Source organism: Paraburkholderia sp. BR14312, from assembly GCF_040948675.1.
Lineage (GTDB): Bacteria > Pseudomonadota > Gammaproteobacteria > Burkholderiales > Burkholderiaceae > Paraburkholderia > Paraburkholderia nodosa_A.
Genome location: NZ_JBFPKI010000012.1, coordinates 117,987 through 130,187, shown reverse-complemented (window position 1 = coordinate 130,187; position 12,201 = coordinate 117,987). Strand labels below are relative to the sequence as shown.

The window sequence follows — 12,201 nt, the reverse complement described above, 5'->3', positions numbered from 1 at the left end:
GTCACAGTGCGGTGAATGGAAGCGAGTCTAGGTTCCGCCCGATGCGCGCTCAACATTTTTAGAGAAATGTGCATAGAATGCACACACCTGATTTTTAAGGCGTTTTTGATGACGAAGTATGCAAACGTGCGGGGACTGGCGCGCGGCCTGCAGGTCCTCCAGGCGCTCAACGCCATGGAGAACGGGCGCGCCACGAGCCAGCAGTTGAGCGAGGCAACGGGCCTGCATCGCACGACGGTGAGGCGCCTGCTGGAAACCCTGGTAGAGGAAAAGTTCGTGCGCCGCAGCGCTTCCGACGACAGCTTTCGTCTGACGATGAACGTGCGCGGCCTGAGCGAAGGCTTCACCGACGACGAGCTGATCGCGACCATCGCGCCGCCGATCATGGCGCAAATGCTCCAGCGCACCGTGTGGCCATCGGATCTCACGACGCCCGACGGCGACTCCATGGTGATCCGCGAGACCACGCACCGCTTCAGCCCGCTTTCGTTTCACCGCGCGATGGTGGGCCGCCGTCTGCCGATCCTGCTCACGGCGGCTGGCCGCGTGTACTTTGCGATGTGTCCCGAGGCCGAGCGCGAGGACATTCTCGAACTATTGCGCGCGGGGGCGGGCGGCGAGCAGCAGCAAAAACTCGCCGGCGACGCGGCCTATATCCGCAATCTCGTGCGCCAGACGCGCGCCGACGGCTTCGGCTCGAACCACGGCGACTGGGCCGACCAGCGCAAGATCGGTGCGCTCGCAACGGCCATCGAGGCGCATGGGCGCGTGCTCGCGAGCCTGAACGTGATCTACCTGGAGCAGGCCATCAATCCGGCAGAGGCCGTGCGCCGCTTCGTGCCCGAGTTGCAGCGCGCCGCGCAGGAAATGGTGACGGCACTGGAGGCGCAGGAGGAAACCACGAAGCGTTAAGCTTCGTTCTCGCGCACGAGTTCGAATAGCGCTTCAAGCTCCGCAGCATGCGGTTCTTTGCGCGACACCATCAGCAAGTCAATGGTGGGCGGCTCGCCTTCCAGCGGGCGCGTGCAGATCGCGCTGCTCGTGAGCGACGAGACATACGCAGGCAGGAGCGCATAGCCGAGCCCCATCCCCACGAGATTCAGATTGAGCAGAATATTGGTCGCGACCTGAGCCACCTTGCGCTCGATTCCGTGCGCCTCGCAATACGCCTCGACCACACTGTGCACCTGCCCCGAGAACTGCGGATGCGTGCTGATGAACGGCTCGCCGCTCAGCTGCGCCGGTGCGATGCGCGCTTGCTTCGCGAGCGGATGGCCGCTCGGCAGCACCACCACGAGCGGCTCGGTGAGCACGACTTCGCTGCGCAATTCAGGCGACAAAACGGGCCGCCGCATGAACGCCACGTCGATATCGCCGCGCAGCAGCGCGTCTTCCTGCTCGGCCGTCGGCAGGCTGCGCAACTCGACATTGACCTCGGGAAAGCGCAATCGCAAACGCGGCAAAATCACCGGGAAAACCCGGATCTCCGCGGCGGGCACGAAACCGATCGTCACCGTCGCGCGCCCCTGCCCCACCTGGCGTGCACGCGCCACTGCCCGGTCGGCCTGCGCCACCACGAGACGCGCCTCGGCGAGAAACACCTTGCCCGCGTCCGTCAATTCCACCTTGCGGCGCGTGCGCTCGAAGAGCGGCGTGCCCACTTCGTCTTCCAGATTGCGGATCTGCTGGCTCAGCGATGGCTGCGCCGTATGCAGGCGCTGCGCCGCGCGCGTGAAGCTCAGCTCGTCGGCAACGGCAATGAAGTAGCGCAGGTGTCTCAGTTCCATGCTCGATTTATCGTTTTGAAGTCTTAGTGGCAACAAACAAAATATTTCACATCGGCAGAGCGAGCAACGATCATCCGTCTGCGTTCTCCGCCAAAAGGAGAATGCTGCCACGGAGGAGACTCGCATGTCCGCAATCATCGACATCGATGCACTCGTCGACGCGCAAAATGGTCGCGTCACGTCGTCGATCTATACCGACCCCGACATTTACGCGCTCGAACTCGAGCGCATTTTCGGCCGCTGTTGGCTCTTTCTCGCCCACGTCAGTCAAATACCGAAAGCCGGCGACTTTTTCAATACCTACATGGGCGAAGACCCCATCGTCGTGGTGCGCCAGAAGGACGGCTCGATCAAGGCCTTCCTCAATCAGTGCCGCCATCGCTCGATGCGCGTGAGCCACGCCGATTGCGGCAACACGCGCGCGTTCACGTGTCCGTATCACGGCTGGTCGTACGGCGTGGACGGCGCGCTCATCGACGTGCCGCTCGAATCGCGCGCCTATCCGCAGGGCCTGTGCAAGGAGCAATGGGGCTTGCAGGAAGTCACGCGCGTGGCCGTGTACAAGGGCCTCGTGTTCGGCAACTGGGACGCGAACGCGCCCGACCTCGAAACCTATATGGGCGACATCGCCTGGTATCTCGACGGCGTGCTCGACCGACGCGAAGGCGGGACCGAAATCGTGGGCGGCGTGCACAAGTGGGTGATCGACTGCAACTGGAAATTCCCGGCCGAGCAGTTTGCGAGCGATCAGTATCACGCACTCTTCACGCATGCGTCCGCCATCGAGGTGCTCGGCGCAAAGGAAGGTGCGGCCGACAAGGCGCTGGGCGCGGGTCAAACGGCGCGCCCCGTGTGGGAGACCGCGAAAGACGCGCTGCAGTATGGCCAGGCGGGCCATGGTAGCGGCTTCTTCTTCACCGAGCAGCCCGACGCGAACGTGTGGGTGGACGGCGAAGTCTCGCAGTACTTCCGCGACACCTATGCCGAAGCCGAAGCGCGCCTGGGCAAGGTGCGCGCAATGCGTCTCGCGGGCCACAACAACATGTTCCCGACGCTTTCGTGGCTCAACGGCACGGCCACGCTGCGCGTGTGGCACCCGCGCGGGCCGAACCAGGTGGAAGTGTGGGCGTTCTGTATTGCCGACAAGGCAGCGTCCGATGAAGTCAAGGCCGCCTTCGAGCGCAGCGCGACGCGCGCGTTCGGGCCCGCAGGCTTTCTCGAACAGGACGACTCGGAAAACTGGGCTGAAGTGCAGAAGGTGCTGCGCGGTAGCCGCGCGCGCAAAACGAAGCTATGTCTCGAAATGGGCCTCGGCAACGAGCGCGTACGCGAAGACGGCATACCTGGCATGACGAACTACATTTTTTCGGAGACGGCGGCGCGCGGCATGTACCGGCGCTGGGCAGACCTGCTGATTTCCGAAACGTGGGACGAAGTGAACGAGCGCACCGCGCGCTACGAAGCGGAGGTGCTCAAATGAGCGAAGTCGCCGAACCGGTTTTCACGCCCACGCGCGTGGGTCTCGAACTGCATCATGAAATCGAGCAATTCCTCTTTGACGAAGCGGCGCTGCTCGACGGCTGGCGCTTTCGCGCATGGCTCGACCTCATGGCGAAGGACATTCGCTACACCATGCGCACGACCGTCAACGCGCAAACGCGCGACCGCCGGCGCGGCGTGCAGCCGCCCACCACGTGGATCTTCAACGACACGCATTTCCAGCTCGAGCGCCGCGTGGCGCGTCTCGAAACCGGCATGGCGTGGGCGGAAGAACCGCCTTCGCGCACCCGCCATCTCGTGACGAACCTGCGAGCGTTCACCACCGAAACGCCCGGCGAATACGAGGCACACGTGAACTACGCGCTCTACCGCTCGCAGAAGGAACGCGACGAGACGTTCTACGTGGGCCGCCGCATCGACCGCGTGCGCCGCGTGGAGGGCTCGCGAGGCTGGCAGGTGTCCAACCGTGAAATCACGCTGGACCAGGCGGTGCTCACTTCCCATAACCTGAGTGTGCTTTTCTGATCATGGCCCGTATTTTTGTCTGCCAGGACGACGCGTTGTCCGATGGCGAAGCGATCAAGGTGGACGGCCCGTCCGCCGCGATCGCCGTATTCAAGGTGAACGGCGAGCTTTTCGCGCTGAACGACCGCTGCTCGCATGGCAATGCCTCGATGTCCGAAGGCTATATCGAAGACGACGGCACCGTCGAATGTCCGCTGCATGCCGCACGCTTTTGTCTGAAGACCGGCACGGCCCTGTGCCAGCCTGCGACCGAAGCGCTCAAGACGTTCCCTGTCACGTGCGTTGACGGCGCGGTTTTCGTCGACGTTCCGGAGGCCGCGTAATGGGCTGGCTCGATAACGAAGTCGCGCTGATCACGGGCGGTGGCTCGGGACTCGGCTTTGCACTCCTCGAACGCTTTCTCGACGAAGGCGCGCGCGTGGCGGTGCTCGAACGTTCGGCAGAGAAAGTCGCGGCGCTGCAAGCGCGCTTCAGTGCGCAAAACGTCGTCGCCGTGCAGGGCGACGTGACCTCGTACGCCGACAACGAGCGCGCCGTGAGCGCCGCCGTCGAAGCGTTCGGCAAGCTCGACATCTTCATCGGCAACGCAGCGATCTGGGATCATGCTTCGAGCCTCGTCGATCTCTCGCCGGCGCAGCTCGACAGCGGTTATGAAGAGCTTTTCTCGATCAATGTGAAGGGCTATCTGCTCGGCGCGAAAGCGGCGGCTCGCGCGCTCATCGCGAGCGAAGGCAGCATGATCTTCACGCTCTCGAACTCTTCGTTCTATCCGGGCGGCGGCGGTCCCTTGTACACGGCGAGCAAGCATGCGGCCGTGGGCATCATCCGCCAGCTGGCCTACGAACTCGCGCCCAAGGTGCGTGTGAACGGCGTCGGCCCTTGTGGCATGGCGAGCGATTTGCGCGGCCCCGCTTCGCTCGGCCAGCAGGACTTGCGCATCATGGATTCGCGTTCGCCCGAAGCGATTGCGGGGATCCTGCCGCTGCAGTTCTTCCCGCAGCCTGCGGATTTCACCGGGCCCTACGTGATGCTTGCTTCGCGCGCGAACAATCGCGTGCTGAGCGGCGTGATGATCAATGCGGACGCCGGCCTCGGCATTCGCGGCATCCGTCACGCGGCGGGCGGCCTGCATCTGTAACGGGAAACAGATCATGAACGTCTCGACTATCGTCATCGTCGGTGCGGGCCAGGCGGGCGCGCTCGCCGCCGCCGAATTGCGCCAGCAAGGCTATGCGGGCCGCGTCGTACTGATCGGCGAGGAAGCGCACGCGCCTTATGAACGGCCGCCGCTTTCGAAGGACGTGCTGCTGCAACCGCAAACCGCGCGCTGTGCGATTCACAGCGAAGGCTACTACGCGGAGCAGAACATCGAGTTGAAGCTCGGCGTGGCCGTGACCGAGTTCGACGCGCAGGCGCGCATCGTCACGCTCGCGAACGGCGAATCGATCGCCTTCGACGAACTGCTGCTCGCCACGGGCGCGCGCGTGCGGCGCTTGCCGATGCTCGACGCGCTGGGCGAGAACGTCTACACGCTGCGTACGCTGGAGGACGCGCAACGCCTTATACCCGTGCTTCAAGCGCGCAAGCGCGTGCTGCTGGTGGGCGCGGGCGTGATCGGTCTCGAACTCGCTTCGAGCGCGGTCGATCTCGGCGCGGAAGTCACCGTGATCGAACAGGCGCCGCGTGCGATGGCGCGTTGCGCTCCGCCGCTGCTTACCGAGCATCTGTGCGACGTGCATCGCGCGCGGGGGGTGACACTGCATCTGGGCTCGCCGCTCGCGTCAGCCACTCGCGAGAACGGCGAACTCGTGCTGACGCTCGAAAACGGCACACGCATTACCGGCGACGCGGTGGTCTACGGCATCGGCGTCGAACCCGAAACCACGCTCGCTCGCAAAGCAGGCCTGCAAATCGACAACGGCATCGTGATCGACGCGCGGTGTCGCAGCTCGCACGCGCACATCTACGCAGCCGGCGACGCCGCCAGCCAGTGGGACGAGACAAGCGGCCACCACCAGCGCCGCGAAACGTGGGAGAACGCGAACCGTCAGGCGCAAACGGCGGCGCGCGCAATGCTCGGCCTCGAACCCGAAGCCTGGCAAGCGGCCTGGTTCTGGACCGATCAATGCGGCCTCAACATCCAGTTCGCGGGCGACATGACTGCGCCTGAATGGCTCACGCGTGGTTCGCTGCAAGCGCCGCCCTGCGTTCTGTTCGGCCTCGACGGCGAAGGCGCGCTGGTGGGCGCGATCACCGTGAATCAGGGTCGCGACATGCGCAGCGCCAAAGCGCTGATCGGCAAGCGCGCGCGCATCGCCCGCGAAACGCTCGCCGATCCCACGCATAACCTGCGCAATCTGGCGCGCGAATTCGCCTAGGCGCACACCCGAAAACCCGGCGTTTCACCCGATTCGAGAAAAGCGCTTGCAAGCGCGCGCGAGTGTCTCTATAATTCGCGCCTCGACAGGCTCGTAGCTCAGTTGGTTAGAGCACCACCTTGACATGGTGGGGGTCGTTGGTTCGAATCCAATCGAGCCTACCAACGAACATGCAGTAAAGAAGCTGTACCTTGCAGCATCTTGTGAATGACGCATTCCCTCGCGGGTCTGCGTCATTTTCTTTTGGTGCGCGCTAATCACACACGCAGCTATCCATAGCGCACTAACGCTCGCATAGCTTCGCAGAAATCGTCAGTTCTTCTCGCGGCGCAAGCCTGCTTGAATGGACGTTCCACGTCCAGCCGAGGAGACTTTCGATGTCCGACGTTCACACGCAGCGCCCCGCCGTTTCCGTTCCGTCTGCGCATCTGCATTCCTCCACGCAGCAACACGCCAGTACCACGCTAGACCTCCATCAGGTCGCGGGCCGCATCGGCGCGCGCATCGACGGTGTGCGTCTTCATGCCGATCTCGACAGCGCCACGTTCGACGCGATCAACGCCGCCTTGCTGCGCCACAAGGTGCTGTTCTTCCGTGGCCAGCAGCATCTCGACGATACCGCGCAGGAAGCCTTCGCGCGGCGCTTCGGCGAAACGGTCGCGCACCCCACGGTGCCCTCGGTGGAAGGCGGCAGCCTGCTGGAACTCGATTCGCTGCACGGCGCGCGCGCCAACTCGTGGCACACCGACGTCACCTTCGTCGACGCCTACCCGAAAGTCTCGATCCTGCGCGCCGTGGTGATTCCGCCGTTTGGCGGCGACACGGTGTGGGCCAATACGGCCACCGCGTACGCGCAACTACCCGAGCCCCTGCGCGCGCTCGCCGATACGCTCTGGGCGCTCCACACCAACGCCTACGACTACGCGTCCACGCACACGAACGCGGACAGCGCGCAGCTCAAGCGTTACCGCGAAGTCTTCACGTCGAAGGTGTACGAAACCGAACATCCCGTGGTGCGCGTGCATCCGGAAACGGGCGAACGCACGCTCGTGCTCGGCCACTTCGTGCAGCGGCTCAAAGGTCTCTCGTCGTCCGATTCGGCGCATCTGCTGCAGGTGTTCCACGAGCATGTCACGCGGCTCGAAAACACGGTGCGCTGGAACTGGCAGGAAGGCGACGTCGCGATCTGGGACAACCGCGCCACGCAGCACTACGCGATCAACGACTACGGCGACGCGCGCCGCGTCGTCCGGCGCGCGACCGTGCGCGGCGAAGTGCCGGTGAGCATCGACGGACGCACGAGCGTGGTCGTGCGCGAGGAAGGCGCGACGCTGCAGTAGCGCCGCGTTGGCGAATCAGCGAGCCAGATCAGCGGCCCGGCGCGAAGGCGTCGCCGTCGATCGGCAACTCGCGCTCCGCCAGCAGATCGGCGAGCAGCTGTGCGCTGCCGAGCGCGAGCGTGAAGCCGAGCGCGCCGTGCCCCGTGTTGAGCCACAGGTTGCGAAAGTGCGTGGCGCCGATCACCGGCTTGCTGTCCGGCGTGGCGGGACGCATGCCGGTCCACGTCTGCATGGCGTCGTAGTCGCCGGCGTTGGGGAAGGTTTCGCGCGCCTGGCGAGTGAGCAGCGCGATGCGGGCGTCGTCGGCGTGCGGGTTCATGCCTGTGAGATCGACCATGCCTGCAATGCGCAGTCGCTCGCCGAGCGGAGCGTAGACGACCTTGTGATGCGCATCCGTGACCGAGACGCGCGGCGCGCCCTGCGCATTTGCATTGGGGAGCGTGAGGCTGTAGCCCTTGAGCGGATACACGGGCACGTGCACGCCGAGCGAGGCGAGCATCGGCTGGCTCTGAAAACCCAGGCACACCACGAAAGCGTCGGCTTCGATGTCGCCCTGCGAGGTCTGCGCGGCGACCACCCGCAGCCCTTTCGTTCGCAGTCCGGAAAACTCGGTCGCCAGTTGCAGGTTGACGCCGTCGCGCTGTGCCGCTTGTGCAAGGCCGCGCGTGAACTGATCGCAGTCGGCGGCCTCTTCGCCTGGCGTGTGAATGCCGCCCACGATCTCCGCGCCGATATGCGCGAGCGCGGGTTCGAGCGCGACGCACGCCGCGCCGTCGAGCGCGTGTTGCACGCAGCCCAGCGTCGATTGGTAATGCGCCTGGCGGCGCGCAAGCGCAAACCCTTGCTCGTCGCGATACACCACGAGCTTGCCGTTGCGCACGTAGTCGAATGACAGCGCTTCGCGCTCGACCACCTCGTGCATGAGTCGCTGGCTCAAAAAGCCGAGGCTGAGCAATTCGGCCGTGGTCGCGCGACTGCGTGCGCGCGTGCACGCACGCAGGAACGCGGCGCACCAGCGCCATTGGTGCGGATCGAGCCGCGGCACGAAACGCAGTGCGGCGTCGCGCGAGAAGAGCCATTGCGGCAGCTTGGGCAGCGCGGAGGGGTCCGCGAGCGGCGCGACGTAGCTGTAACTGAGCTGCCCGCCATTGGCGTGGCTCGTTTCGCGCGCCACATCGGCATGGCGCTCGACCAGCGTGACTTCGTGCCCATCGCGAGCGAGCGCGTACGCCGTGCTTACGCCAATCACCCCACCGCCTAAAACGCAAACTCGCATGATCCCTTGTTCTCTTTCGCTGACGACCAAACCCTGACGGCCTATGCCGCCAGTCTCGCCGGGAACGATGGGGAACTCAATTGCGAATTGCGCGCGGGGTATAACCTCAGGTTAAAGCGGCCGGAGGTTGTCCTTGCAACGGCAAGGACAACCCGCCACGGCTGGCTCAGGCCAGCGCCGGCGTACTCCCGCGGGCCGCGCGCGCGTCCGCCGCAGCGGCTTGCGCCGGACGCGTACCGGCCTGCCCCGCGCTGCCCAGATTGAACACCGCTACGGCCTCGCGCAGCAGATCGGCCTGCGATTCGAGCGACTGCGCGGCCGCCGCCGCTTCCTCCACGAGCGCCGCGTTACGCTGCGTGACCTCGTCGATCTGCGCAATCGCGCGGTTCACCTGTTCGATGCCGTCGCTCTGCTCGTGCGTCGCGGTTTCGATCTCGCTCATGATCCCGCTCACGCGCGCCACCGCACTGCGCGCCTCCTCCATGGTGCGGCGCGCGTCTTCCACGAGGCGCGCGCCCGCGCCGACGGTCGCCGCCGAGGCCGCGATCAGCTCCTTGATCTCCTTGGCCGCCGTGCCCGAGCGCTGCGCGAGGCTGCGCACCTCGCTCGCCACGACCGCGAAGCCGCGGCCCTGCTCGCCCGCGCGCGCCGCCTCCACCGCCGCATTGAGCGCGAGGATGTTGGTCTGGAACGCGATGCCCTCGATGATGCCGGTGATCTCCTCCACCTTCTGAGACGAGGCCGTGATGTCGTTCATCGTCGCGTTCACGCGGGCCACCACGTCGGCGCCGCGCGTGACCGTTTCGAGCGCGGTCTGGGCGAGCCCGCTCGCTTCCTTCGCGCCGTCCGTGTTCTGGCGCACCGCCGCCGAAAGCTCCTCGATGCTCGCCGCCGTTTCTTCGAGCGCCGCCGCCTGCTGCGCCGTGCGATCCGAGAGATCGACGTTGCCCGACGCGATCTGCTTCGCGCCCTGGGTGATTTCGTGCGTGCTGCCGCGCACGCGCGAGACGGTGCCCACGAGGCCGTCGCGCATGGTCTGCAGCGCGCCCAGCAGCTGGCCCATCTCGTTCTTCGAGCGCACCCGCACGTCCACCGTGAGGTCGCCCGCGGCGATGCGCTCGAAATGGCGGATCGCATGGTTCACCGGCTTGACCACGGCGGCGGCGAGCCCCACGCGCGCGAACACGCCAATCGCCACGCCCACCACGCCGATCACGCCGAACACGATGAGCGACAGGCGAAAGCGCTGCGCGGCGGTGTCGGCGTCCTGCTGCTGGCGCGTAGCTTGCCAGGTCTCGAGCGCGTCGATCGCCTTCGCGTAGGCGCCGTAGTAGCGGTCGGCGGTTTCGCCCTGGATCGTGCGGAAGGTGTTGAAATCGTTGTCGACGAGCGACTTGTACTCGGGCTCGAGCGCTTGCGAGACGAGCGCCTCGCGCGCGCTGCTCACGGCCTGGGCGAGGCGCGCCTCTTCGGGGTCGTCGAACGGGCCGGCGCTGTAGCGCGCGAATTCCTTGTTCGAATTCACGAGCACCTCGTGCGCCTTGTCGAGCAAGCCGTCCGTGGCCTTGCCGACGCTGAAGAGCGTCTCGTAGCCGCCGAGCGCGAGACGCACCTGGAGCAGGCGTTCCGAACTGCTCTTGAGGGCGTCGAGCGACTGCGCGCCGCGCTGGGCGTCGTGCAGGCTGTCGTTGGTGATCTTGAGCGCGCCATACGACACGCCGATCACCGTCAGCAGAAACGCGACGAAGATACCGATAACGAGCGTTAGCCCACGGCGAATGGTGATATTTCCCAGCATGAGGTCTCCGTTGCGTTTCTTTTATCTTCCAGCCAGTGCGACTTTGCGCGGCCCACGCGTCTTCGCACCTCGTCTCGCCTAACGGCAGACGGCGCGCGGCGCTGCATAGGGGAAATCCATGATGGGCGCAGGGCTTCGCGGGATTTGGCGCAGGTTCGTCCCAATGTCTGGGAAAGCCCCGTCTGGACGGGGTTTGTGGCGATGTCTCATGGCCCAACGCGAGTCGCGAAAAGCCGGCCCGGGGGCTCGGCCAGACCGATTTGCGATTCGTGCTATCGTTTTGCTTTCATCGATTGATTTTCCTGGCGGCTTTCCGGGCTGCCCCGCTCCCATGTCCGACCTCTCCACGCCGCTCGCGCGCGCGCCGCGCCGACTCGACTCCATCAATCCCAGGCCGCTAGGCATCGCGCTGTTGCTCGTCGCGCTCGGCGCGGTATATCTCGCGCAGACCGTGAGCGGGCGTCAGGCGGCGCTCTACGTGGTCGGCGCGCTGCTCGGCATGACGCTCTATCACGCGGCGTTCGGCTTCACCTCGGCATGGCGCGTATTCATCGCCGATGGGCGCGGCGCCGGCCTGCGCGCGCAGATGGTCATGCTCGCCATCGGCGTGCTGCTGTTCTTCCCCGCGCTCGCGGCAGGTTCGCTCTTCGGCCATCCGGTCACGGGCCTCGTTTCGCCCGCGGGCACATCGGTCATCGTCGGCGCGTTCATGTTCGGTGTCGGCATGCAGCTGGGGGGAGGCTGTGCCTCGGGCACGCTCTACACCGTGGGTGGCGGCAGCACGCGCATGGTCGTGACGCTCATCGCCTTTATCGTGGGCTCCGTGGTCGCCACGGCGCACATGCCGTTCTGGACGTCGATGCCGCAATTGAAGCCGTTCTCGCTCGTGAACGCGTTCGGCGCCGCGCCGGCCATTGCGCTCAACCTCGTCGTGTTTGCGCTCATCGCCGCGCTCACCGTGCTCGTAGAAAAGCGCCGCCACGGCCGCCTCGTCAACGAACCGCGCGCGCCGCACAGCTCCCCGTGGCTGCATGGCCCGTGGCCGCTGCTCGCCGGCGCGGTCGCGCTCGCGATCCTGAATTTCGCGACGCTCGCGCTCTCGGGCCGCCCCTGGGGCGTGACCTCGGCATTCGCGCTGTGGGGCGCGAAGGGCTTCGCCACGCTCGGCATCGACGTGGCGAGCTGGAAGTACTGGATGGCCGGCCCGAACGCCGCCGCGCTCGCCGCCCCGGCAAGCCACGACGTCACCACGGTCATGGACATCGGCATCGTGCTCGGTGCAATGGCAGCGGCTTCGCTCGCGGGCCGCTACGCGCCGGTGTGGCGCATTCCGCTGCGCTCGCTCGTGGCGGCCGTGATCGGTGGGCTGCTGCTTGGCTATGGTGCGCGCCTCGCCTACGGCTGCAATATCGGCGCGTATTTCAGCGGCATCGTATCGGGCAGCCTGCACGGCTGGCTGTGGCTCGTGTGCGCGTTCGCGGGCAATGTGCTCGGCACGAAGCTGCGCCCGTGGTTCGGCCTCGAAGTCGAGCGTGTGAAGAATATGGGCTGCTGAGTGACGTACGCGGTGACGTACGCGGCGGCGCCAGTTCGAGCC

11 protein-coding genes and 1 tRNA gene are annotated in these 12,201 nt (G+C 65.9%); 9 read left to right on the top strand and 3 right to left on the bottom strand.

What is annotated here, in order from left to right; all coding sequences use genetic code 11:
- Positions 1–108 precede the first annotated feature (108 nt).
- A complete protein-coding gene (locus AB3X98_RS30280) occupies positions 109–912 on the top strand; it encodes a DNA-binding transcriptional regulator (protein WP_342946903.1) in 804 nt (267 codons plus the stop codon).
- Here AB3X98_RS30280 and hcaR read toward each other — a convergent pair.
- Complete coding sequence (hcaR, locus tag AB3X98_RS30275) at positions 909–1,787, bottom strand: DNA-binding transcriptional regulator HcaR (protein WP_368604976.1); 879 nt, start codon at positions 1,785–1,787, stop codon at positions 909–911. The genes AB3X98_RS30280 and hcaR overlap by 4 nt on opposite strands.
- 124 nt (positions 1,788–1,911) lie before the next feature.
- Here hcaR and hcaE point away from each other — a divergent pair, with 124 nt between their 5' ends.
- The 7 genes from hcaE (at position 1,912) to AB3X98_RS30240 (ending at position 7,530) form a co-directional block, all read left to right on the top strand.
- Positions 1,912–3,267: a 3-phenylpropionate/cinnamic acid dioxygenase subunit alpha gene (gene hcaE, locus AB3X98_RS30270; RefSeq protein ID WP_368604977.1), complete on the top strand. Its 1,356-nt coding sequence runs from the start codon at positions 1,912–1,914 to the stop codon at positions 3,265–3,267.
- Positions 3,264–3,812 (top strand): 3-phenylpropionate/cinnamic acid dioxygenase subunit beta, encoded by a 549-nt coding sequence (gene hcaF, locus AB3X98_RS30265; RefSeq protein ID WP_368604978.1) that lies wholly within the window; start codon positions 3,264–3,266, stop codon positions 3,810–3,812. The genes hcaE and hcaF overlap by 4 nt, the downstream gene beginning before the upstream one ends.
- A 2-nt stretch (positions 3,813–3,814) precedes the next feature.
- On the top strand, positions 3,815–4,135 hold the full coding sequence (gene hcaC / locus AB3X98_RS30260; protein ID WP_069261476.1) for a 3-phenylpropionate/cinnamic acid dioxygenase ferredoxin subunit: 321 nt from the start codon (positions 3,815–3,817) through the stop codon (positions 4,133–4,135).
- Positions 4,135–4,950, top strand: a complete 816-nt coding sequence (gene hcaB / locus AB3X98_RS30255) for a 3-phenylpropionate-dihydrodiol/cinnamic acid-dihydrodiol dehydrogenase (RefSeq protein ID WP_368604979.1) — start codon at positions 4,135–4,137, stop codon at positions 4,948–4,950. Before hcaC ends, hcaB begins: the two co-directional genes overlap by 1 nt.
- Positions 4,951–4,963: 13 nt before the next feature.
- The gene (gene hcaD, locus AB3X98_RS30250; RefSeq protein WP_368604980.1) at positions 4,964–6,190 is read left to right on the top strand and encodes a 3-phenylpropionate/cinnamic acid dioxygenase ferredoxin--NAD(+) reductase subunit; all 1,227 of its coding nucleotides are present in this window, start codon (positions 4,964–4,966) and stop codon (positions 6,188–6,190) included.
- Positions 6,191–6,277: 87 nt separating this feature from the next.
- Positions 6,278–6,354, top strand: a tRNA-Val gene (locus tag AB3X98_RS30245).
- 213 nt (positions 6,355–6,567) lie between these two features.
- A complete protein-coding gene (locus AB3X98_RS30240) occupies positions 6,568–7,530 on the top strand; it encodes a TauD/TfdA dioxygenase family protein (protein ID WP_368604981.1) in 963 nt (320 codons plus the stop codon).
- A gap of 28 nt (positions 7,531–7,558) precedes the next feature.
- Here the strand turns inward: AB3X98_RS30240 and AB3X98_RS30235 are convergent, their stop codons facing one another.
- Complete coding sequence (locus AB3X98_RS30235; protein ID WP_368604982.1) at positions 7,559–8,806, bottom strand: D-amino acid dehydrogenase; 1,248 nt, start codon at positions 8,804–8,806, stop codon at positions 7,559–7,561.
- 166 nt (positions 8,807–8,972) lie between these two features.
- Positions 8,973–10,604, bottom strand: a complete 1,632-nt coding sequence (locus AB3X98_RS30230) for a methyl-accepting chemotaxis protein (protein WP_368610363.1) — start codon at positions 10,602–10,604, stop codon at positions 8,973–8,975.
- A 331-nt stretch (positions 10,605–10,935) separates the two neighbouring features.
- Here AB3X98_RS30230 and AB3X98_RS30225 point away from each other — a divergent pair, with 331 nt between their 5' ends.
- Entirely contained in the window at positions 10,936–12,159 is a 1,224-nt protein-coding gene (locus tag AB3X98_RS30225; protein WP_368604984.1) for a YeeE/YedE family protein, read from the top strand.
- The last annotated feature ends 42 nt before the right edge of the window (positions 12,160–12,201 follow it).

What these genes read in the sequence shown, in the direction of transcription:
- AB3X98_RS30280 (WP_342946903.1), top strand. Translation starts at nt 109, where the DNA reads ATGACGAAGTATGCAAACGTGCGGGGACTGGCGCGCGGCCTGCAGGTC.
- hcaR (WP_368604976.1), bottom strand. Translation starts at nt 1,787, where the DNA reads ATGGAACTGAGACACCTGCGCTACTTCATTGCCGTTGCCGACGAGCTG.
- hcaE (WP_368604977.1), top strand. Translation starts at nt 1,912, where the DNA reads ATGTCCGCAATCATCGACATCGATGCACTCGTCGACGCGCAAAATGGT.
- hcaF (WP_368604978.1), top strand. Translation starts at nt 3,264, where the DNA reads ATGAGCGAAGTCGCCGAACCGGTTTTCACGCCCACGCGCGTGGGTCTC.
- hcaC (WP_069261476.1), top strand. Translation starts at nt 3,815, where the DNA reads ATGGCCCGTATTTTTGTCTGCCAGGACGACGCGTTGTCCGATGGCGAA.
- hcaB (WP_368604979.1), top strand. Translation starts at nt 4,135, where the DNA reads ATGGGCTGGCTCGATAACGAAGTCGCGCTGATCACGGGCGGTGGCTCG.
- hcaD (WP_368604980.1), top strand. Translation starts at nt 4,964, where the DNA reads ATGAACGTCTCGACTATCGTCATCGTCGGTGCGGGCCAGGCGGGCGCG.
- AB3X98_RS30240 (WP_368604981.1), top strand. Translation starts at nt 6,568, where the DNA reads ATGTCCGACGTTCACACGCAGCGCCCCGCCGTTTCCGTTCCGTCTGCG.
- AB3X98_RS30235 (WP_368604982.1), bottom strand. Translation starts at nt 8,806, where the DNA reads ATGCGAGTTTGCGTTTTAGGCGGTGGGGTGATTGGCGTAAGCACGGCG.
- AB3X98_RS30230 (WP_368610363.1), bottom strand. Translation starts at nt 10,604, where the DNA reads ATGCTGGGAAATATCACCATTCGCCGTGGGCTAACGCTCGTTATCGGT.
- AB3X98_RS30225 (WP_368604984.1), top strand. Translation starts at nt 10,936, where the DNA reads ATGTCCGACCTCTCCACGCCGCTCGCGCGCGCGCCGCGCCGACTCGAC.